The 21740-nt window shown below is 43.8% G+C and carries 19 protein-coding genes; 13 read left to right on the top strand and 6 right to left on the bottom strand.

Annotation, left to right across the window (positions count from 1 at the left end; translation table 11 throughout):
* The first annotated feature begins 141 nt into the window (after positions 1-141).
* From AB4232_RS07870 to AB4232_RS07845, 6 genes are all read left to right on the top strand, one after another.
* Entirely contained in the window at positions 142-396 is a 255-nt protein-coding gene (locus AB4232_RS07870; protein ID WP_372086862.1) for a cold shock domain-containing protein, read from the top strand.
* Positions 393-1739, top strand: coding sequence for a hypothetical protein (locus AB4232_RS07865; RefSeq protein WP_372086860.1), 1347 nt, complete (start codon positions 393-395; stop codon positions 1737-1739). Before AB4232_RS07870 ends, AB4232_RS07865 begins: the two co-directional genes overlap by 4 nt.
* 22 nt (positions 1740-1761) lie before the next feature.
* On the top strand, positions 1762-2490 hold the full coding sequence (locus tag AB4232_RS07860; RefSeq protein WP_172379153.1) for a helix-turn-helix domain-containing protein: 729 nt from the start codon (positions 1762-1764) through the stop codon (positions 2488-2490).
* Complete coding sequence (locus AB4232_RS07855; protein ID WP_048611013.1) at positions 2466-3023, top strand: hypothetical protein; 558 nt, start codon at positions 2466-2468, stop codon at positions 3021-3023. The genes AB4232_RS07860 and AB4232_RS07855 overlap by 25 nt, the downstream gene beginning before the upstream one ends.
* A 136-nt stretch (positions 3024-3159) precedes the next feature.
* Entirely contained in the window at positions 3160-4041 is an 882-nt protein-coding gene (locus tag AB4232_RS07850; protein WP_012600793.1) for a LysR family transcriptional regulator, read from the top strand.
* A 136-nt stretch (positions 4042-4177) separates the two neighbouring features.
* Positions 4178-5215, top strand: coding sequence for a linear amide C-N hydrolase (locus AB4232_RS07845; RefSeq protein ID WP_372086857.1), 1038 nt, complete (start codon positions 4178-4180; stop codon positions 5213-5215).
* 135 nt (positions 5216-5350) lie between these two features.
* Here the strand turns inward: AB4232_RS07845 and AB4232_RS07840 are convergent, their stop codons facing one another.
* Complete coding sequence (locus tag AB4232_RS07840; RefSeq protein ID WP_372086855.1) at positions 5351-6241, bottom strand: LysR family transcriptional regulator; 891 nt, start codon at positions 6239-6241, stop codon at positions 5351-5353.
* A 363-nt stretch (positions 6242-6604) separates the two neighbouring features.
* On the opposite strand from AB4232_RS07840, the gene AB4232_RS07835 reads away from it, so the two are divergent.
* The 3 genes from AB4232_RS07835 (at position 6605) to AB4232_RS07825 (ending at position 11011) form a co-directional block, all read left to right on the top strand.
* Positions 6605-8512: an amidohydrolase gene (locus AB4232_RS07835; protein WP_372086853.1), complete on the top strand. Its 1908-nt coding sequence runs from the start codon at positions 6605-6607 to the stop codon at positions 8510-8512.
* Between the two features lie 734 nt (positions 8513-9246).
* The gene (locus AB4232_RS07830; RefSeq protein ID WP_280588866.1) at positions 9247-9786 is read left to right on the top strand and encodes a hypothetical protein; all 540 of its coding nucleotides are present in this window, start codon (positions 9247-9249) and stop codon (positions 9784-9786) included.
* 31 nt (positions 9787-9817) lie between these two features.
* Complete coding sequence (locus AB4232_RS07825) at positions 9818-11011, top strand: carbohydrate porin (RefSeq protein ID WP_172379157.1); 1194 nt, start codon at positions 9818-9820, stop codon at positions 11009-11011.
* A gap of 96 nt (positions 11012-11107) precedes the next feature.
* Here the strand turns inward: AB4232_RS07825 and yejF are convergent, their stop codons facing one another.
* From yejF to AB4232_RS07805, 4 genes are read right to left on the bottom strand one after another with little or no spacing between them, the layout of a single operon-like run.
* On the bottom strand, positions 11108-12757 hold the full coding sequence (yejF, locus tag AB4232_RS07820) for a microcin C ABC transporter ATP-binding protein YejF (protein WP_372086850.1): 1650 nt from the start codon (positions 12755-12757) through the stop codon (positions 11108-11110).
* 9 nt (positions 12758-12766) lie between these two features.
* Complete coding sequence (locus AB4232_RS07815; RefSeq protein ID WP_102344046.1) at positions 12767-13789, bottom strand: ABC transporter permease; 1023 nt, start codon at positions 13787-13789, stop codon at positions 12767-12769.
* 31 nt (positions 13790-13820) lie between these two features.
* On the bottom strand, positions 13821-14909 hold the full coding sequence (locus AB4232_RS07810; protein ID WP_372086848.1) for a microcin C ABC transporter permease YejB: 1089 nt from the start codon (positions 14907-14909) through the stop codon (positions 13821-13823).
* 12 nt (positions 14910-14921) lie between these two features.
* Positions 14922-16817 (bottom strand): extracellular solute-binding protein, encoded by a 1896-nt coding sequence (locus tag AB4232_RS07805; protein WP_372086846.1) that lies wholly within the window; start codon positions 16815-16817, stop codon positions 14922-14924.
* 392 nt (positions 16818-17209) lie between these two features.
* On the opposite strand from AB4232_RS07805, the gene AB4232_RS07800 reads away from it, so the two are divergent.
* On the top strand, positions 17210-18253 hold the full coding sequence (locus AB4232_RS07800; RefSeq protein WP_372086844.1) for an endonuclease/exonuclease/phosphatase family protein: 1044 nt from the start codon (positions 17210-17212) through the stop codon (positions 18251-18253).
* Positions 18254-18402: 149 nt separating this feature from the next.
* Here AB4232_RS07800 and AB4232_RS07795 read toward each other — a convergent pair whose 3' ends face one another.
* Positions 18403-19038 (bottom strand): porin family protein, encoded by a 636-nt coding sequence (locus AB4232_RS07795; RefSeq protein ID WP_372086842.1) that lies wholly within the window; start codon positions 19036-19038, stop codon positions 18403-18405.
* Between the two features lie 391 nt (positions 19039-19429).
* Between AB4232_RS07795 and AB4232_RS07790 the strand changes: the two genes are divergently transcribed.
* The 3 genes from AB4232_RS07790 to AB4232_RS07780 all read left to right on the top strand — a co-directional run.
* The gene (locus tag AB4232_RS07790; protein ID WP_017099336.1) at positions 19430-19744 is read left to right on the top strand and encodes a winged helix-turn-helix domain-containing protein; all 315 of its coding nucleotides are present in this window, start codon (positions 19430-19432) and stop codon (positions 19742-19744) included.
* Positions 19745-20023: 279 nt separating this feature from the next.
* Positions 20024-20443: a D-ribose pyranase gene (gene rbsD / locus AB4232_RS07785; protein ID WP_372086840.1), complete on the top strand. Its 420-nt coding sequence runs from the start codon at positions 20024-20026 to the stop codon at positions 20441-20443.
* Positions 20444-20540: 97 nt separating this feature from the next.
* The coding region (locus AB4232_RS07780; RefSeq protein WP_372086838.1) for an ATP-binding cassette domain-containing protein at positions 20541-21740 on the top strand (1200 nt) is incomplete at its 3' end.

The following is a 21740-nucleotide window of genomic DNA, read 5'->3' as shown; positions in this document are numbered from 1 at the left end:
CAAATACCGAGGGTTTTGTGTCGGGTTCCACATAGAATTTGGATTTAATTAATTACTTATTAAATAGATTTAAATCAAAATTAGTCATAAAACCCACTGATAGAATCACCTCATTACCTATTCACTGAGTTAATCTCGTAAATGTCCGATTTGATTTGCACTCGTGGCTACATCACTTGGTTTCACCTAGAAAACGGGTTTGGTTTTGCTAAACCTGATCACGGTGATATTGATGTACTCATTCACATCAGTATCATTGAATTTGATGGTGAAATTAACTTAGAGGAAGGTCAGCGAGTTTATATGGAGCTTGAGGAAGTAAAAGATAAGCCTCACTGGAATGCCGTCAAAGTGCTACCTCTGGCAAAACCATTCTCTGTATTAGAGTCAGTATGATGAATACTCATCAACGAGGTCGTCCTGCGCTGTCGCCGGTTGTGAAGCTCGCTAAACACGTCGTAAAAGACTATCAAGATTACGTGAGCCTTAACCTTCGTTACCAAGCTCAACTTCGTCAACTGTACCTAGAACACAATGCAGAACAGTTGGCTCTCATTAACGCCGACATCATCAGCGCCTCCGAGGAATATAAGATTTGGAGCAGTATTGACAACCTAATGCTGTCTGCGCAACGTCATTCTGATCCGATCAAGCAATGGCAAAGCATCCAAGAGAAGGTATTAGGTAATGTGCAGCAACTTATTAGCCTGTACCAGCTTCGGATTAGATCGCTTCCGGCGCAGCCAAGGTCAATACTTGTGTGTGATTTCGCGGATCAGCTTTGGCTCCATGAGCAAGCGGCTTTCTCGCAAAAGGGAATATCTCAAACAGTGAACCCTTGGCTCGAAAGTACATTAGTTAAGGCGACTGGCTTTCAGCAAGATGATTGGTTCTATACCGTTACCGAAAGTTTGAAAGCAGGCATCAGAGACCTAAACGGAGCTTTATTGAATGGTTCAGAAAGTCTCAATCATTTCTGGAGTGACGACACTTCGTTTGTGCTTAAGCGCATCAAGCATCAACGAAAGATCATTCGCTTACTGATGCTGCATATTATTGACAACAAAATAGATTCATTGCTGCCAAGGTCAGCACAAAGCAGCGCGGGCAGGCCAGCACTCCCCTTGCCTGTGCAATTAATGCGACAAGAGCAAGCACTCCAAGATACGTACCTCGAATACAGACAGGCGTGTCATGCACACAACCAACCGGCATTAAGCATCGAAACACTGGCCGCCAAGGCGCTCGAGAAGAACAGCAAAGCAACAACCCAAACAAAAACCGGTAGAAAACCGATGAGCGAACTACAAAAACTCGTCAATCAGAGCCTAGTATTAGAAGACCAGATACTGTGCCAAGAGCACCAACTTAAAGAGCGCACCATCGATTGTTCAAAATTGAAATCTAACCAAAGTAGCGACGTTGAAAGTGGCTCGGCAATAGATAAACCCGTTAAGAAAGGACGCCCAACACTCTCACCTCAAGACCAAATAGCTCGATTAAAAGCCAAACTCGACAACATAAATCAAGCCATTGAACAGTTGAAATCAAAAACTAAGTCAGCGACCGCTGATACGATAGTGAGAAATATTTTGCAGTATCAAAGCCTTTGGCTGACCAATAAAATAGCGCACGCTGATCGCATATTAGCGAAACAAGAGAGTCGACTTGAGCTTGCTCGGCGTCGCAAGTGGGCTCAAAAGTTACTGACGATACGATCCATCTTAAGTAAGATTTAAACTTAACCTTGAGTAAGCTACGATGAGTTTCTACCTATTAAATCAAAATCTGCTTTTTAACAGTCAAAGCGGAAAGCTGTTAAACCTGACGTCTTTGCAAGAGACGCAACTGCGTTCCAATGAGTGGAAGTTGCTATCACTTTTCATTGAACATTCAGGTTCTGACCTCACATCAGCATTTATTCTTGAGGCCATTTGGGAAAGTACGCGCGCAAAATCGAGTGTCGCCACCGCGGTAAAAAACTTGCGTGCCCAGCTGGGAGATTCGAGCGAGCAACCAAAGTTCATCCAAACTCAAGTGATGAAGGGCTACGCCTATATCGGTGAAACTCAAGCGCTCACTGAAACAGAATACCAATCATTGATTGCTCGCCACGCTTCGTTATGGTCAAAAACAGCAAACTGGGTTCAACATAACAAAACCTTTTTTATTCATAATCTTATCCGGACAGTTTGCGTTCTATTTATCGGCTGGAACTTAGTCGGCTTATACCACAATGGCGCATTCAGTCGCCTAATCGCAGAGCCGACCATCGCGCCACCTATCCCGATGTTAATCCATCAAAACGCTGAGACGCCAAGTGATCAAGACATTCAAATCTGCCAATCGCTACTGATTGAAGCTCAACAGAGTGCACTCTTCGATACTTTACCCTTTCATCGAGAAAGCTCTGCCCCGTCACTGCCGAGATTGTATTGGCGAGATCACAATAAGGAGGTGCTTGTATGTCATCTATCACCACTAAAATAATCACAAGCGGTTTCATTATTGTGGCGCTGATGTCTTACGTCATCAAAGACATCTACATTTCTCAATACAGCCCAGAATCGGTGTTTGTCGATCAGTATTGGTCGTATAAGCACAGAAGATACCCAGGTCAATTTGGTTACTTGGCTCAGTTATGGGATATACGCGTCGTCGAGACGGAGTCTGAGGTCCTCATGACTAAAGACAAGTCTTATCACGCCATGCACTTCAATTTTTTCGCCCCATCAGGTTCCGTTGCTCAGGTGACAGTGAAGTTCGACACTGAGTGGCAACGCTTTGAAAACAACCATATCCAGTTTGATGTGATTGCAGACTCAATTCGTTTAGAAGAAGCATCAAGGAAAATTGATCAAGAAAAATTCCACGCATTCTCAAGAGATATTATCCTCCGTATGTTCTCAACGCCAAGAAAAATCATCTCTGTATCGTCACATGAAATCATCACTGAATTGCCGTATATAGGTTTGGTAAGGCAGATAAAAATAGACACACCGCATTTGCTTGAAGCGCGTTAATCGAACTCGAAAAATAAACACCTAGTATTGATCACATTTTCATCTCATTACCGAAGATAAAATTTAGCGAATTCAACATTAATGCGGGATAATTTCCATCATAAGGTCTGGGTTTACTTTCTATTGAGGTTTGAGCATGTTTTCTTATGAGCATCTATTGGCATTTTGCACCACGTACGAAGCATCTTCATACAGCGCAGCTGCCAAAAAGTTAGGCAAAGACCGCACCACAATACGAGACCAAGTAAAGGCCGTCGAAGACTTATATGGCGTTACGCTATTTGAAATCATCGGAAAGAAAGCAACACCGACTCAAGCGGCTGATCATATCTATCAGCGATCCAAGGTTGTGTTAAATAACACCGAGAAACTCAGTACCTCACTAGAAAACATTTACATGGACGAGATGCTGACGCTCAATATCTATCACGATATTTCCCTGCCACTCAATTTGGCCGTCAAAATTGAGCACGCTTTACAAGAAAAATGCCCAGAACTGCGTGTGCATTGGCTGCATCGTAATCGAGAGGACGCGTTTGATAACATTGAATCTGAATCGAACAGCATCGCGCTTATGGAGCATAAAAACATCCAACGTTTTAGTAAAAATATCGAGTTCTTCTCTTTGGGCTATGGCAAGCTAGGTATGTATGCAGGAAAAAGAAGCAAACTCCCTCACCTCAACGCGCTGTCAATTGAAGACTTAAAGTTAGACAAGCAATATGTGAGCGAAAACCATTTCAACACGCTACCAGAGCTCTATTTTATTTCCCCCCAGTACCACCTAGTCAGCAATAACGACCTCTTATTAGAATTGGTAAAACATGACGGTTGGGCAATCATGAGTACCGATCTAGCAAAGCCCCTAGTCCAGCGCGGCGAGTTGGTAGCTCTCCAAGTAAAACAGGTCGCAAATCATTTTAATTTTGGACTAACCTTGTATTACCCAGTATCAATGGGTAACAAAGAACCACTACCTACAATCAAGAAAATCACTCAAGCACACTTCGCCCCATAGTTATATTAATGGGTTAGGTAACAATATTAACGTGTTATCTAGCCATATTGATGGATTTTAACCCGCATATGCGAATTTTTCGTTTCTAGATTCAATGTCATGATGATTGCGTTCTCAAATTACAAAGGCATTCATCATGAATAAGAAAATTTTATCTACCGCTATTATTGCTACCTTCTCTATGGGCGTTGTTACTGCCGCCGAAGCATGTACCCGCTTGCTTTGGGATACACAAGATCAAGGCACATTCGTTTCACGTACAGTGGACTGGTCAGAACCAACCAACGTCCACCTCGTCAACATTCCAAAAAACAGCGCTTACCTTACCCACTTAAATAACTCTAACCAAGTAACCTCTAAATATGATGTCACTGGATTAACAACTTATGGGCAAATTACTGATGGTATGAATAGTGAAGGGCTTAGTGGTAATGTGCTGTACGACCGAAACATGGATACAGATGACTCAACGCAAGCTGACGACTTAGGTACGCTGACCTACCTTAAACATGTTTTATCGCAGTTTAGTACTGTTGAAGAGGCCGTTAAATTCGTTGAAAAATCGCAACCTGCCATTGAATTCGTACCCGGTATTCCCGTTAGAATTGCTCTGCACATTAGCCTTCAAGACACATCGGGTGACTCAGCAATTATAGAATTTAGAGCAGAAGGACCTCAAGTATGGCATGGCGCGGAATACACAGTAATGACCAACCAACCCGATTACGACCAACATCTGGCCAATGTAGAACGCTCTAAACGCGGTTGGGGGCCAAAAGAAGCACAATACTCACAAACCAACTTAGGGACTGGCGGTAATGCCAACCCAGAAGACAGGTTTGTACATTCAAGTTACTACATGGAACACCTTACGGAGCCGAACAGCGTGATCAACGGTATGGTCAAACTGGACTCGCTTACTTACAAGATCCCACACGATGCGCCAATTGCACCCATTGATGGTGTGATGTCTGGCTACGCGACGGAATACGCTGTTAACTATCACCTACAAACAGGAGAAACGTTGCTTCGCTATCAGTGGGGAGATGACTTCACTCAGCTTCAATACAACATGCGAGATATCCAAGAATCTGGAAAAGCGATCAGCTTCCAGTTAATCCAGCCGGGTTTGATTGGAGATGTGACTGAGACCATCATTAAATCTGCAAACTAGACAAGCGAAAAAACTTGAGACAAAGGCCACTTGGCCTTTGTCTATCCATAATAAACACTCTGCTTCAACCAGAGTGCATCTACCGCACTCTCAACTTATATTAAGTACCTTTCAAAGCGATACTAAAGTGTGATTCTACAAATTCTTAGTTGCGTAACCCTTCAGTACTTCAACCAAACCTTTATACACACTGGTATTTTCAAAACTCGTTGGATAGAAGAATGAGAGCCCGAACTTCGCGCTGTGTGAAAGCAGCTCATTGAACTCTATTCGGCGTAGCTGCTTCGTATTCACCGCTTCGGTCGCTAAGCTTTTTGGAAGTAACGCCCAGCCATTCACTTTCACTAACTCCAGTAACATATCGTTATTGCTTACCGTGCGAAAATACGGTGATACCCCCAACCACTCTGGCATGGTTTTGCTTTGGTTTTCACTGATGTACTGCGTTTCTAATTGCAAATCTTCAAGTCGAATCTCATCGATTTTGAACAAAGGACTATCAATCCGTGCGTAGGCAGCAATATCACCGTCACCAAGTTTGATGGCGCTGATTGGGTATTCCGACATGTTTTCCATTCGGTGCTGCATGATCGCAACTTTGTTGTGCGCTTGTGTCACATCAACCAAGATCTCATCTCGATTTCGATGCAGCCAATTGAGCACCATGTCCGGGTGAGCCTTCAAAACATGCTGTTCTATCTCCACCACTAAATCGTTGGGCATCAGAGTATCGTGATAGAAATCTAAACGGGTCAGTTCTTGTTGGTAAGCATTCATCATTCTTAGATGCAATCGCTCACTGTTTTGCACCAACAATTTTGACTGCTTATAAATAGAACGTGCAAAGCTGGTTGGTACCGCCTTTTTTCCTTCAATCGTAAATAAAATGGTTCGATAGCTGTCTTCTAACGCTTTCACTTGTTCTCGAATGGTTGTTCTATCTTTACCAATCGCTCTCGCAGCCTTGCTATAGCTCTGTTCGTCATACGTCGCACAGAATGAGTTTAAGTGTTCATAAGAAAACATCCCTACCACCTTAGATAATTAATGTTTGGTTTTACCCATCATTATGCATTATTAGAAACGTAATAACGCTGCTAAATTAGCAACAAATGTGAGGCGAAGAGAGTTTTCACTCTGTATTTGAACGATAAAATTCGCTTCTCTATGTATTGGCAGTAAGCCCAGAAGTTAGCTATACACACTTATTTGAACAGAGTTACGCATTGCTAATTATGGGTTTACCGCCTCTCTTTTCTTATCACTTATCCGTGAATACAAAGAACTGACTTTCTAAGCGCTCACAGGAAGATTGATTTTCCAAAGCGCGATGGTCGACTGAATCCTCTCATAGAACAAGGTCGTTAGTTGAGAGCAATAGGATCCATTATGAAAAAGCTACTTCTCTCAACGGTTATTGCTGGCCTAGTCGCCACACCTGCTTTCGCCGAAACCTCTACTAGCCCTATCACGCTCTATGTATCGAACGACATCATTACTCTTTCAGATTACGATCATAGCAACGTAGACGCTATCGCAGTTCAAGACGGTAAAATCCTCGACCTTGGCGATCAAAAAACACTCACCACTAAGTACCAATCTAAAGATGGTTTTACGATTGATAAATCATTTGAAGATCGTGTTCTTACACCGGGCTTCGTTGAACCTCACGTTCACCTTTGGCTGATGGCGTTGTTGATCGGCACAGACTTTATTACTCCTGCTGATTGGGATTTACCGTGGGGCAACGTTGAAGGCGTAATAGGCCATGATAACTACTTAGCCCGTTTAACTGAGTTAGAAAGTGAACTGGCTGAAGGCGAACCATTGGTAAGCTGGGGCTACCATCACTATTTCCACGGCAATGAAATGAGCCGTGAGTTGCTGAATAACATTTCTGAAGACCGACCAATTATCATTTGGCATCGTAGCTTCCACGAATTGTTCTTCAACGATGCAGCGATGGAAATGCTAGGTTGGTCTGAAGAAGACTGGACTGGCGAAGGCTATAACTACGATCAGCTAGACTGGGAACGAGGCCATGCTTATGAAGCTGGAGCTAAAATCCTTCTCAATGATGTAATGGGGTTCTGGGTAAACAGCGGCATTTTTGCAACCGGGATGGAGCGAACCAAAGATTACATCCACTCTGGTGGTATTACTACCGCGATTGACCCTGGTGTTGTTGCAACACCTGAGATGTTCGAGCAAGTAGTCGACATTCTTGAAGACGGTAACTTCCCAATGGATTACTGGTTAATGCCAGCTGGTAACTTTACCTACATGATGGCAGAAAACGACCCTGCCAAAGGTAAAGCGATTGCCGAAGGTTTGACTCAGCACCCGTCTTATCAAGGCGAACAGATCAAATGGCTACCTAAATTCGTTAAGTTGTTCTCAGACGGCGCAATGTACAGCCAGTTAATGCAACTTAAAGATGGCTACACCGATGGTCACTCAGGTGAATGGTTGCAAAAGCCTAAAGACCTTGAAGCAAGTATGCGTCCTTACTGGGAAGACGACTACACGATTGTTATCCATGCCAATGGTGATCTAGGCTTTGAGACTGCACTGAACATTGTCGACAAGCTCAACAAAGAAAAAAGCAGAGACGATCACAGAACCAGCTTCCATCACCTAGGTATTACCGATAAAGACGACATCCCTAAAGCCGTTGAACTTGGCGCAAACTTTAGTGTAAACCCTTACTACACACATATTCTGGCTGAGCTTTACTCTGAACAAGGTATCGGTCAAGAGCGTGCAGAAGTGATGGCGCGTGGACGTTCATTCATCGATGCGGGTGGTATTTTATCATTGCACTCAGATTCACCAATGGCACCAGCGCAACCACTAGGGTTAGTTTGGGCTGCTGTAAACAGAATCGGTCTGTCTGGCAAAACGGTAATGGGACCTCAAGAGCGCATCACGGTTGATGAAGCAATGCGCGCAATCACGATTGATGCAGCATACACAGCACGTCTAGAAAATGAAGTTGGTACCATTGATATCGGTAAAACCGCTAACTTTACGGTACTCGACGACAACCCATACACGGTAAAACCTGAAGACATCAACAAGATAAAAGTTGAAGCAACGATTTACCAAGGTATCCCTGCTCCTGTAAAAAACAGTAACTCTGGTTTAGCCATGACTGAGCAAAATATGAAAGTTGTGAATGTAATCAACAGATACCACAACGCTCACGGTCATCACCACCATCATGATCATGACCACGATGTGTGTGCGACAAGCTTGTACTTCCAACATGCTCTTACGGCGATTCAACAGAAATAACGTAGGTACAATAACGATGAACATTGCTCTAAGCTGAGCGAAAGTATCTCAATAGCTTGACCTTCATCGTTCTCAAAAAGTGATAGTGTGACCTCAGCGTCCGCTATCACTTTTTCTTTTTATGGTACATGTTTACCGATTCCGCGATACAGACCCCCTATATTCAGTTATCTCTATACAAAGATCTCAAACTCAATCCGAGACGCTCTCACACTTTCAATCCCCTATCTCACGGCTTTCCACATCACAACCAAATGTCCCGATACTTAGCAGATCATCGAGAATGCTTTCTATTTGGTGGTGCAATCTATTAGCCACAACATAGCTCAACAAGTGCAGCTTTCTAAATACTGGCTCTAGCGAATTGAGCCCATACCGTGAACAGATGTATTCGTCGTTCCTGAAACTTGGCACTTGGCAAGGTAAAAGCCCCACACCTCCTCATTTTAACTGGCTAACCTCTTTTCGTAGCATCTCACCTCGCCTCATGAAAGCCACACAAATCTGATTTGATTGCGCTGTTTACCACCATAACTGCGCCATTCTTCATCAGCCAATCTTCTCTTTTGTTTTCCTTTGATGACACCGGTATTGAAACGTCTATTAAGCAGATGAAATGCAATGAAAAATCAATAAATACAATAGCTTAATAAAAACATAAAAACTTCAAAATTAGTTTTATCATCACCAAAATCGATAACATGACCCGGTCAATTACAACTCAGGTCAATACTATGTCTACCATTTGGGAATTAGATATGGGTTATCTAGAGTCACTTGGCAAGGAGCTACGCGGATACATTAAGGATGATGAAGTGACGGTATTACCCCAGCTTAGAACGCAATATCTTGCCGAGCTAAATGCAGTTATTGAAAAGATGGTTTCGTCTTCAGCGAAAACAGATCAAATGGAGGCATTGGTAAAGGTTTGCCAGCATATTGCGACAACGGTGAACACCTCTCGCTATCACCGACTTAGCCAATGTATTGAGCGTATTCACTCACTCGTCAGCAAGTTGCGTCACCAGCAAAATGCGGACTCGCAACCTCTTAACGCGGATGCATTGTTTTTACTCGCGCAAAACCATGGCATTGCGATCTCAAGACACGACCTCAACGACGGTAAAGCAAGTTCGGTTTCCTTCGCTTATCAGCAAGGTTATCTGTCCATTTCAGAAGCGTTTGATGCATTGAGTGCACTGTTTAAACATCAACGCCATTCACAACTGGCCAGCACGCTAAACAGCCCTGCTTATCTATCTCAATGCGCTTAGCCAGATTATGTTCTAACAATAAGATTTAATTATGAAATTTTTATCATTACCCTTTTGTTTAGCTCCACTTTTTTTATCGTCTTTAGCTAATGCAAGCCAACCATACTCTGATACATTAACCGGTGATTGGGGAGGAGATCGTAGTCACATTAAAGACAACGGACTCTCGCTCGATGCTGAATACACCAACGTTTACCAATCGGCGGTTTCTGGCTCACCATCAAATTCAAATGAGTTCACACACCGTTTTGACCTGTTTGCAGCACTTGATACCGAAAATGCTGGCCTATGGAATAACGGCACCTTTCGCACCCAGTTGATCTATCTAAACGGAGATGCGAACGACTTTGGCTTCTCCAGTTTGTCAGTACCTAATTCAGCCCATTACGCAGACAGCAGTAGCCCTTTCTTCTCATCCTTGTATTACACACACAAGTTTGATGACAACACTAACCTACTTTTTGGCAAGATCGACGCGTTTGAGCTACTACGAAATGCGCCATTTTACGGTGGTGCAACTCGTCATGGATTCATGAACATTGCTTTTTCTGCTCCACCAAGTGGCGTGACTCCCCCATCATTTATTGGCGGCATCCTGAACCACACCATTGGCGATACACGAATCACGGCGATGATTTATGATCCAAGAGATCGATATGCTGACAACTTAGGATTCAATGATTGGTTTGATGATGGCGTGAACTTTTCATTAGGTGCGACTCACTCATTCAAACTGTTTGATAGAAGTTCTACGTTTGGTATGTCTGGTACATATAGCACTGAAGAAGGGGTCGATTACTCGTCTTTGGGTGAAACTGCAAAATATAAGTACAACATTCGAGCTCAAGCAACACACAATATCTACGAGAACAATGACGATACCATCGCAGTCTACCTAAGAGCAGCAGCGGCAGACGGTAATCCAAATATCATAGATGGAACGTTTGTTGGCGGCCTTGGAGGCAACGCTTTCTTCTTCGACAGACCTCAAGATCAATGGGGCGCGGGCTACTATTACTACAACTTGTCTAATGCGTTACAAAACAGCATTAGCGATTTGCCACTAGGAGCAGAATTAAAAGACGAGCAAGGTTTTGAGATCTACTACGCGTTCCAAGCAACGCCATGGTTAACCTTTACCGCAGATGCGCAATACGTCACACCCGCAGTCAGCACTCAAAGCAAAGTCGCGTTGTTTGGCCTAAGAACGAATATCGTTTTCTAGTACCACGCATAAACTAAGACGTTCTAAATAAAAAGAGCCTGATCATCAGTGATCAGGCTCTTTTTTGGATTTTCACATTGAATCGAAATTCATCGATTAAGGCGTGCCAACCTCAGATAAAGACACCAATTGTTTAGTATATTCATGCTGCGGATTACCAAACAAAGTCTCAGTGTCACCTTTCTCTATTACCTCGCCAGCTTTCATGACGATGGTGTAATGACACAAGGATTTCACAACATTCAGATCATGACTGATAAACAAATAGGTCAGGCCGTACTTTTCTTGAAGTGACTTCAGCAAATCCAGTACTTGCGCTTGAACGGTTCTGTCGAGTGACGATGTTGGTTCATCGAGCAAGATAAACTCTGGCTTAAGGATCAAAGCACGAGCAATCGCAATTCGCTGCCTTTGACCGCCAGAAAACTCATTTGGGTAACGGTGACGAGTTTCAGGATCGAGGTCAACCTCTTTCATTACGTCACAGATGCGTTGGTCGAGTTCGTGCTCATCCAATTGTTGATGCACTAACAAACCTTCGCCAATCACCTGAGCGACCGACATTCTCGGGTTTAGCGCAGAAAACGGGTCTTGGAAGACCACTTGCATACGGCTTCTAAACGGAAGCATCTGTTTTCGATCTAAACCTTGAAGCTGTTCACTCGAGTAGGTAATTGACCCTTCACTATCCACCAGCTTAAGTATCGCCATACCAGTCGTCGATTTACCAGAACCACTTTCGCCAACTAAACCGATTGAGTGCCCCTTTTTCAAGCTGAACTCCATATCGGTCACAGCTTTGACATGAGAAATGGTTCGCTTGAATAAACCGCCCGTAATCGGGAACCAAACACGAAGTTGATTAACATCGAGCAGAGGTTCACTTTCCGGAGAAACTGGAACGGGCAAGCCTTTCGGATCAGAGTTGATAAGCTTTTGCGTATAAGGGTGAGCTGGTGCATTAAAGAGTGTTTGGCAGTCATTGCTTTCAACCAAGCGACCATCTTTCATTACCGCCACTCTGTCGGCAATTTTACGAACGATACTCAAATCGTGTGTGATAAAGAGCATCGCCATACCGAGCTCTTGCTGCAAGTCTTTCAAAAGATCTAGGATCTGCGCTTGTACCGACACATCCAAAGCAGTAGTAGGCTCATCAGCAATAAGTAGCTCTGGTTCGTTGATCAGTGCCATCGCAATCATCACACGCTGACGCTCTCCACCAGATAGCTCGTGAGGATAGGCTGAAATCTTTTGCTCTGGGTAACGAATACCCACCTTTGAAAGCCACTCTATCGCCAAGGCTTGCGCTTTATTGGTTCGCATTCCTCGGTGAATAGAAAGAGTTTCAACCAGCTGCTTACCGACTCTATGAAGTGGGTTCAACGACACCATAGGCTCTTGGAAGATCATGCCGATTCGACCACCACGAATCCCTCGCAATTGCCTTTCAGAACAACTCAGAATATCGGTGCCAGAGAAGTTAATCTTACCGTTTAAGTAGTGCGATGAACCTTTAGGTAACAGCTTTAAAATCGAGTTAGCCGTGACCGATTTACCGGAGCCACTCTCGCCCACCAGCGCGAGTGTCTCACCTTTGTATATTTCTAAAGAGACATCTTGCGTCACTTGCTCTATCGAGTCTTTACGCCCAAAACCGACTGATAATTTATCTATGGTCAGAACTGGAGATGCATTAGAAGCCTCTGCTGTTGAGCCTGAAGTAGGAGCTGTATTTGAAGTCATAACTTATCCTTACTTCTGTTGATGTGGGTCGAAGGCATCACGCACCGCTTCACCAACGAAGACAAGTAACGTAAGCATCAGAGAAAGTACGACGAAAGCAGAGATACCAAGCCAAGGCGCTTGCAAGTTGGCTTTACCTTGCGCCAATAGCTCACCTAACGAAGGCGAGCCCGCAGGCAAACCAAAGCCTAAGAAATCTAACGACGTTAATGTGGTGACTGATCCAGAAAGAATAAACGGCATCATAGTTAACGAAGCCACCATCGCGTTGGGTAGCATGTGACGAAGCATAATGCGTTTGTCGTCAACACCCATGGCTTGCGCGGCTCTTACGTAATCAAAGTTTCGACAGCGTAGGAATTCAGCTCGCACAATCCCAACTAAACTCATCCAACTGAAGAGCACCATAATTCCTAGCAACCACCAGAAATTCGGCTCAATAAAGCTCGACAAAATAATCAATAAGAACAGGGTCGGCATGCCAGACCAAACTTCAATGAAGCGCTGCCCGAACAAGTCCACCCAACCACCGTAGTAACCTTGTGTCGCACCGACTACGACACCGACCACGCTCGATACAATCGTCAGAATAAAACCAAACAGAACAGAGATACGGAACCCATAAATGATGCGGGCCAATACATCTCGCCCTTTATCATCGGTTCCTAACCAGTTCACTGAATCAGGCTCCGAAGGCACCGCGCCGGAAATATCGAAGTTTATCGTGTCGTAACTAAACGGAATGATTGGCCACACGATGTAACCGCTGTCTTCAATGAGTTCGATAACATACGGGTCTTTGTAATCCGCTTCGGTTTCAAACTCGCCACCAAACTCTGTTTCGGCATATTCACTGATAACAGGAACAAACCACTGATTATCATAAGACACCAAGAGTGGCTTATCGTTGGCGATGATCTCAGCGAACAGGCTCAAGCCAAACAAGATAGTAAATATCCAAAGGGAGATAAAACCACGCTTGTTTGCTTTAAAACGTAACCAACGAGCTTCAGCTAAAGGGTTGTTAAACATTTATTATCAATACCTTGTTATTCGTTCGCCATTAACGCGCTTCAAAATCAATTCGAGGATCAACCCAGGTATACGTCAGGTCGGAGATAATGCTCAGCACCAAGCCAAGCAAGGTCATGATATAGAGAGAGCTGAACACCACGGGGTAGTCACGTTGAATGGTTGATTCAAAGCCAAGCAGACCGATGCCTTCGAGTGAAAACATCACTTCAATCAACATAGAACCCGTGAAGAAAATACTAATAAATGCGCTTGGGAAACCCGCAATAATAATCAACATGGCATTACGGAAAACGTGCTTGTAGAGAATACTGCTCTCGTCCAAGCCTTTCGCTCGTGCGGTCACCACATATTGCTTATTGATTTCATCAAGGAAGGAGTTTTTGGTCAGCATGCTCAATGTGGCAAAGCCGCCGATGACCATCGCAAAAATAGGCAATGCTAAGTGCCAGAAATAGTCGCCAATTTGCTGATACCAATTAAGCTGATCAAAGTTACTCGATACCAAGCCACGCAATGGGAACCAACTGAAGTAGTTACCACTCGCGAACAAAATAATCAGGATAATCGCAAACAAGAAGCCCGGAACGGCATAGCCGACAATCACGACCGCGCTCGACCAAATATCGAAGCGAGAACCGTGATGTATCGCCTTCATTATGCCTAAAGGTATCGAAATCACGTATATGATTAAGGTACTCCATAACCCTAAGGAGATGGAAACAGGCAGTCGCTCGATGATGAGATCAATAACGTTACCGCCCTTAAACAGGCTTTCACCAAAGTTAAAGGTCGCGTAGTTTTTCAACATATCGAAGTAGCGAACGTGAATCGGCTTGTCAAAACCAAACTGCTTTTTGATCTCTTCAACCACTTCGGGGTCAAGCCCGCGGGAGCCTTTATAACCGCTGGCAGATGCTTGATCACTTTCGCTTAAATCAACTTCTTGTCCACCACCAGAAAAGCGCTCCATGATACCGGAGTTGTGCCCTTCTAATTGGGCAACGGCTTGCTCTACCGGGCCTCCGGGCGCAATCTGAATAATGAAAAAGTTGATGGTGATGATCGCCCACAGCGTGGGGGTCACCAACAATAAACGTCGAAATATATACGCGGCCATGCTAACTAACTCCTAGCGACGTTTTTCAGGAAGCAAAGCCGCCTTCTCTTCTGAAATCCACCATGTATCGATACCTAAATCGTATTTAGGCAATACATCTGGACGCTCAAACTTATCCCACATTGCTACGCGGTATTCACCGACGTGCCATTGCGGGATGTTGTAGAAATTCCACTGCAATACACGGTCAAGTGAACGACCTAGCGTAAGCAGCTTTTCAGGATGCTGTTGGTTACGCGCAATTTCTTCTGTTAATGCGTCAACCACTGGATCCATCACACCTGCAGTATTGTAAGTAGAATCAATGTAGTTAGAGTTCCAAACGATCATTAAGTTCGGGCTAGGATAAGGGTTTGCGGAAAATGACGACGAAACCATGTCGAAGTCACGATCACGAAGACGCTTGATGTACTGAGTGGTATCGATGGTACGGATCTTCATCTCGATACCCATGCGCTTAAGGTTCTTTTGAACCGGCGTTGCGATACGTTCCGTGGTTGGACTGTAAATCAACAACTCAAATGACATCGGCTTACCGGTCTTTTCGTTGGTCATCACCTTGTCTTTCAGCACCCAACCCGCTTCTTTCAGCAATTTGAACGCGGTGCGCATTTGGCTACGAATACGGCCACTGCCATCGGTGACTGATGGCTGGAATTCTTCAGTAAACACTCGCGGTGGAATTTGGTCTTTGTATTGAGACAACAACTCAACTTCAGCTTCGCTTGGTAAGCCTTTCGCTTCATAGTCAGTGTTTTGGAAGTAACTGCGAGTCCGTTTGTACTGACCATAAAACATGTTCTTGTTCATCCACTCAAAGTCCATCGCGTACGTTAACGCTTCACGAACTTTAGGATCAGAGAACACAGGAGATTGAATATTGAAGACAAAACCTTGAGTCGTTTCAGGCTTCTCATGGTTGATCTCTTCTTTAATGATGTAGCCTTTATCGAAGTTTGCGCCCGTGTAAGAGTTGGCCCAGAACTTAGCCGAGTTCTCGGTTCGAAGATCGAACTCCCCTGCTTTGAAGGCTTCCAGCATTACGGTGTCATCGCGATAGTAATCGTATTGCACTTGCTTGAAGTTATTACGACCAACATTGACGGGCAAATCCGCAGCCCAGTAATTTTCATCTAAACCGTATGTAACGCTTTGACCAGACTTGTAGCTGATGATCTTATAGGGACCACTGCCTACTGGTGGTTCACTTAGAGGCTCAGACAGCTTCTTGTCCTTCCAATAATGCTCTGGCAATACACGAGTGCTTTGCGCAAAGCTAAACAGCTTCTCGCGGTTTGGCTTGTTCATCTCAATTCGAACAACCAAATCAGAGACAGCCGTTACTGATTCAATCTCTTTGTAATACACGCGATACTGAGGCACACCCTCGGTTGAAAACTTATTAAAGGTGAATGCCACATCATGAGCCGTAATGGGCTCGCCATCATTGAATCTGGCTTTTGGATTGATATCGATTTCCATCCAAGTGAAATCACTGGCGTAGCGAACCTTTGAGGCAATCAATGGATAGTACGCATCAATCTCGTCACTCGGAGAAAACATCAAGGTATCGTAAATCTCCCCCGTATAGCTGGCAGCAACGCCGCGGGAACCGAATCGATTAAAGCTATCGTAGGTACCTATGCTGCCATAAGTCACTTTGCCTACTTTTGGCGCATCAGGGTTAACGTAATCGAAGTGAGTGAAATCGGCTGGATATTTTGCTTCACCAAAACCAACCAATTGTGTGGTTTCAATAACGGTGACAGTAGGAGTTGATTCGGTATCAGAAGCGTGTGTGACGGAGGGATATAGAGCAATAAGCGGCAGCATGACTGCACATGACTTCAAATTAGACCTGAAAAACTGAGTGCGCTGCAAGGCTTTGCTTCGGAAATCTGTTCCCATTTGACTCTCCCTTCAAATGTTATGAATTCGATATTCAAGTTGATTAATCGGCTTTGAATGCATGCCGTTAAAACAAGTATAGGTTCAAATCTAACATCATGTAATAACTAATAAAACCATCAGCACTTCATCTCTGACGGTTTATTTACAATTAACTCGTCACCGCTCGAAGTTATTGGATGCAGTTGGCGCTGATTGCTTTGATTCCTTTAATTAGCTTGGTGGCGCTGGAAAGAACGGGGGAAGGAGATTGCTCTAGCGAGAATGACATAAGCCTCCACGGTTTAGATTCCCTTTGATTCGCTTTGAAAGTGAAATTTAGGTTCTAAATAATCAACAAACTATACTTTACTGGAGTATCCTTGCTGCTTAGGTCTAAATGGAATGACACTTTGAACAAACCAAACCACATAACATTTGCAACGTTCAACCTGCTGAACTATCTCGAACCGCCGAATGCGTATTATGATTTTGAGAACATCTACAGCTTCGATGAATGGCAGAAGAAACAGCACTGGATGGCTGAAACGATTCGTTCATTAGATTGTGATGTGATTGGCTTTCAAGAGATATTTAGCCCACAGTCTTTAGAACAATTGATGAACAAGCTAGGTTATCCATACTTTGCAGTGGTCGATAGCGCAGACGTTGAAGATGATTACCTGTACACCTCTCCGGTCGTTGGTATCGCATCGCGTTACCCAATTGAAAATGTGCAACCTGTTGCGCCAGATTCGAAGTTACTGACAGCGTTCAACCTTGGAGACAATTTCTCATTCAACAGAACGCCTGTTCATGCCACGATTACGTTACCTCATTTAGGTTCAACCGACTGTTATGTTGTGCATTTCAAATCACAGCGTCCGACTGAGCCAAGAACTGAATCTATCGATGTGGATAACGCTCAGCAAGGTGAAAAACCACAAAGTGACACGCTGGTTAAGCTTCATCAAGAACAACTTGGTTCTTGGCTATCGAGTGTGCAGCGCGGCCTTGAAGCTCAGATGCTGCATCAATACATCACCAATCAACGCTACCAAACCGATCAGCCTGTTGTGTTAATGGGTGACTTTAATAAGCCTCTATTCAACGACGAGTTTAAAGGGCTGTTGAGTTACTCAATAAACAGAGACGAAAACAGCAAGCATTGGCTTTCCCACTTCCGGTTAAAAGACAGCTGGGATATTTATCATCAATTGCATGAAGAAGATTTGCTCGAACAACGCAAACCAACCCACTATTATGGTGCCTCTGGTTCTGTTCTGGATTACATTTTAATGTCGAACGAATTTGACTGTCAGAACTCATCAAGCATGATGGAGATCTCTTGCTACACAGTGCTCGACCATCACCTCATCAATCCCAGCTTTGAACACGACCAATTCAGTACTGACCATGCCATCGTTGCTGTCACCGCTCATATCCGTGAAGCCTAGCTATTCAATTACATCTTCAAGCGAGATTTACCTGAGTAGAACATGAAAAAAACCGCAGTCAAAAACTGCGGCTTTCCACTTTAGCTAAACAGGTTGAGCCAACCGACGCCCCATCTAGAAACCGATTTACCGTTTAGCAAAGTATGAACTTAGAAGTTATATGTTGCACCAAGGTAGAAAGAAGCCAATACGATATCTTTCTCTACCTTTTTTCGGTTCCAAGAGTTGCCCTCGTCAACTTCTACTGTAAATGCATCAGCTTCATAACCAAGTCTTAGGCTTAATTCAGATAGCTTTTCTGGGGTGTATTCAACGCCAAAACCAACACGTACACCTGCACCAGAATCATCGAACTCAGAACTTGAAGGACGTGAACCGTCTGAATACTTCATATCGAGGTCGATTGAAGATAAGCCAATGGTACCAAATGGGCGAACACCGTTATCAAACGTATAACCAAGATTTGCAGCAATCGAGAAGACTTGAGGAGTCCATGTAAAACCAGCGTTGCTACGTAATGGGTATTTAGCAACCACATCACCATAATCCGTGTACTGAAGCTCAAGTGAGACAATACGGTTAAACTTATAACCAGCAATCATTCGGTAAGCATTGTCTTCTGCTTCAAACGTCACTGGTTCTCTAACTGATGAAAATAGACCACCATCATCGACGCCAGAAGTACCAATGGCACCACCGAGATACAAGCCACTGTCATCTGCCATTACATTGTTCGCTGCAAACGCTGACATCATTGCGATGCTTAGAATTAATTTATTGTTCATTATTGATTGACCTTACTTATTTCAAATCAAGATTGTCACGGCTTCCTGTGCTGCACAATCTTATTAGAGTTATCCGACACCCCGTCGAATTCGCAAGCAGGATAAGCTCACATAAAACAAAAAAATAAATAAAAATATAATCACTTTATAATCCCAGCCAACAGAATCAGTTAAAACACAACAAACCACTGAATAAAAAAGAAATAAAAAACACCTCACATTAACTCTAACAATCTACCCCCTTCCAAATCATCCAGTTTTTATGTTTTTTCACCTGGCACTTACGCAAGCTTACTTTCAAGAGTGGCGTGATTTTGCATAATTCACACGCTTTAGTAGCTTGCGACTTAGCTCAATCTCAACCATTCAGAATAAGACGAATAGAAACACGATGAACCACACAATAGAGCTTAACGGCTTAATCATTGATACTGACTCTCGAACGATTACTAATGAACAGGGGAATAAAATCACTTTACGCCCTCACCTACTTTCGGTGCTCTGTTTACTGGCAGAAAATTTAGGGGATCCCGTTTCTAGGGAAGATATTATTGATATGTGCTGGGAAGGGGAACTCACCTCTCCTCACATACTTGCTAACGTCATCTATAATCTGCGTAATGTTTTTACGCGCTTAAGAACACCGGACATTCAGATAACCACAATCACCAAGTTTGGCTACATTTTGTCGGTTGACCCCACTTAATTAAATTTAAGCGACACTACATTGTGTCAAAACTGTATGAGCAACACGCCGTAGCGCACTCTTTATATCTCCATTGTGAACGTATTTATGCAATCAATGGCGTTGATTAAGATCACTAAAAAACGCCCCATCGAAACGTTTCGATGATCGTTATCACACTCTAGGAAAGTGAAGAGTGCAAATGATAAATCAGACACTATTATCACTATCGAAACGTTTCGATGGTTTTTCTTGAGTTGTTCTCAACCCATTAAACGTTATTTTTCGATAGGTCGTGATATGAAAAAAAGTACTCTAATTAATTCTGAACTCTCTTACTTAGTGGCGACTCTTGGCCACACAGATGAAATCACGATTTGTGACGCGGGCTTGCCGATTCCAGATCACGTAACTCGTATTGATCTTGCCTTAACTCATGGTGTTCCGAGCTTTCAGCAAACAGTAAAAACCATGCTGGATGAATCTCAGATTGAAGGCGTTGTGATTGCAGAAGAGTTTGCGAAAGTAAGCCCAGACCATCACGCTGCACTGATTGATTTAGTTAAGACAGAAGAAGCGCGTTGCGGCAAATCGCTTTCGATTACTTACATCACTCATGAAGAATTCAAACAGCGAACGCATGACAGCCGCGGGGTTATTCGCACTGGCGAATGCACGCCTTACGCAAATGTTATCTTCCAAGCTGGCGTAACCTTTTAGCTCAAGCTCAGCGTTTGAACCTAAGCGCAACGACAGCTCAGTGTCATCACTGAACCAAAACAATCAAATACAACTGGCCCCGAGTAAAGGAACCGACATGACTCAAGCCATTTTAGAACTTAGCTCAATTGAGAAAGCCTTCCCAGGTGTTAAAGCACTAGATAAGGCAAGCCTCAACGTTTACCCAGGGCGCGTAATGGCGTTAATGGGGGAAAACGGTGCAGGTAAATCAACGTTGATGAAAGTGCTTACCGGCATTTACCACTTGGACGGCGGCACTATCGCATACCAAGGTAAACCCGCAGCATTTAAAGGACCACGTGATTCACAACAAGCTGGCATTAGTATCATTCACCAAGAATTGAACCTAATTCCTGAGCTAACCATCGCCGAGAATATCTTCTTAGGTCGTGAAATCACAGGGACTATGGGTCGCATCTTGTGGAACGAAATGTACCAAGAAGCGGACAAGCTACTTAAACGCCTTAACGTAAAACACAGTTCAAAAACACCTTTAGGTCAGCTAAGCCTTGGTGAACAACAAATGGTAGAGATCGCGAAAGCCCTATCGTTTGAGTCTAAGGTCATCATCATGGATGAGCCAACGGATGCACTAACCGATACCGAAACTGAGTCTCTATTTAAAGTAATTAACGAACTACGTGATGAAGGCTGTGGCATTGTTTACATCTCTCACCGTTTGAAAGAGATCTTTGAGATTTGTGATGACATCACCGTGCTTCGTGACGGTAAGTTCATTGGACAATGTGAAGTAAAAGACACCGACGAAGATGGCCTAATCGAGATGATGGTTGGCCGTAAGCTAGACGAACAATATCCACGTATCGGACAGAGCCACGGTGAAACCTGCCTTGAAGTGATTGGCCTGACTGGTTCTGGTGTTCATGACGTGAGCTTTGCTCTAAAGCGTGGTGAAATCCTGGGTGTATCTGGCCTAATGGGTGCAGGTCGTACCGAACTGATGAAAGTGATTTACGGTGCCCTTCCGAGTGAGCGCGGCGTCATCAACTTAGAAAACAAAACCATTAACCCGGTAAGCCCGAAAGATGGCTTGGCGAATGGCATTGCTTACATCTCTGAAGACCGTAAAGGCGATGGCTTAGTTCTAGGGCTTTCTGTTAAAGAAAACATGTCATTATGTTCGCTTGATCTACTAACAAAGAGCGGTCAAATCCAACATAAAGACGAAGTAATGGCGGTTGATGACTTCATCAAGCTCTTCAACATCAAGACCCCGACTCGCGAGCAAATCATTGGCAACCTTTCTGGTGGTAAC

Origin of the sequence: Vibrio sp. 10N.286.46.A8 (assembly GCF_041470165.1) — a bacterium.
In the GTDB taxonomy this organism is placed as follows: Bacteria; Pseudomonadota; Gammaproteobacteria; order Enterobacterales; family Vibrionaceae; genus Vibrio; species Vibrio tasmaniensis_A.
Note: the sequence above shows the minus strand (reverse complement) of the source record. Positions and strands in the feature narration are given on the sequence as shown.

Coding starts and splice junctions, on each gene's coding strand:
- AB4232_RS07870 (WP_372086862.1), top strand. CDS start 142: ATGTCCGATTTGATTTGCACTCGTGGCTACATCACTTGGTTTCACCTA.
- AB4232_RS07865 (WP_372086860.1), top strand. CDS start 393: ATGATGAATACTCATCAACGAGGTCGTCCTGCGCTGTCGCCGGTTGTG.
- AB4232_RS07860 (WP_172379153.1), top strand. CDS start 1,762: ATGAGTTTCTACCTATTAAATCAAAATCTGCTTTTTAACAGTCAAAGC.
- AB4232_RS07855 (WP_048611013.1), top strand. CDS start 2,466: ATGTCATCTATCACCACTAAAATAATCACAAGCGGTTTCATTATTGTG.
- AB4232_RS07850 (WP_012600793.1), top strand. CDS start 3,160: ATGTTTTCTTATGAGCATCTATTGGCATTTTGCACCACGTACGAAGCA.
- AB4232_RS07845 (WP_372086857.1), top strand. CDS start 4,178: ATGAATAAGAAAATTTTATCTACCGCTATTATTGCTACCTTCTCTATG.
- AB4232_RS07840 (WP_372086855.1), bottom strand. CDS start 6,241: ATGTTTTCTTATGAACACTTAAACTCATTCTGTGCGACGTATGACGAA.
- AB4232_RS07835 (WP_372086853.1), top strand. CDS start 6,605: ATGAAAAAGCTACTTCTCTCAACGGTTATTGCTGGCCTAGTCGCCACA.
- AB4232_RS07830 (WP_280588866.1), top strand. CDS start 9,247: ATGTCTACCATTTGGGAATTAGATATGGGTTATCTAGAGTCACTTGGC.
- AB4232_RS07825 (WP_172379157.1), top strand. CDS start 9,818: ATGAAATTTTTATCATTACCCTTTTGTTTAGCTCCACTTTTTTTATCG.
- yejF (WP_372086850.1), bottom strand. CDS start 12,757: ATGACTTCAAATACAGCTCCTACTTCAGGCTCAACAGCAGAGGCTTCT.
- AB4232_RS07815 (WP_102344046.1), bottom strand. CDS start 13,789: ATGTTTAACAACCCTTTAGCTGAAGCTCGTTGGTTACGTTTTAAAGCA.
- AB4232_RS07810 (WP_372086848.1), bottom strand. CDS start 14,909: ATGGCCGCGTATATATTTCGACGTTTATTGTTGGTGACCCCCACGCTG.
- AB4232_RS07805 (WP_372086846.1), bottom strand. CDS start 16,817: ATGGGAACAGATTTCCGAAGCAAAGCCTTGCAGCGCACTCAGTTTTTC.
- AB4232_RS07795 (WP_372086842.1), bottom strand. CDS start 19,038: ATGAACAATAAATTAATTCTAAGCATCGCAATGATGTCAGCGTTTGCA.
- AB4232_RS07790 (WP_017099336.1), top strand. CDS start 19,430: ATGAACCACACAATAGAGCTTAACGGCTTAATCATTGATACTGACTCT.
- rbsD (WP_372086840.1), top strand. CDS start 20,024: ATGAAAAAAAGTACTCTAATTAATTCTGAACTCTCTTACTTAGTGGCG.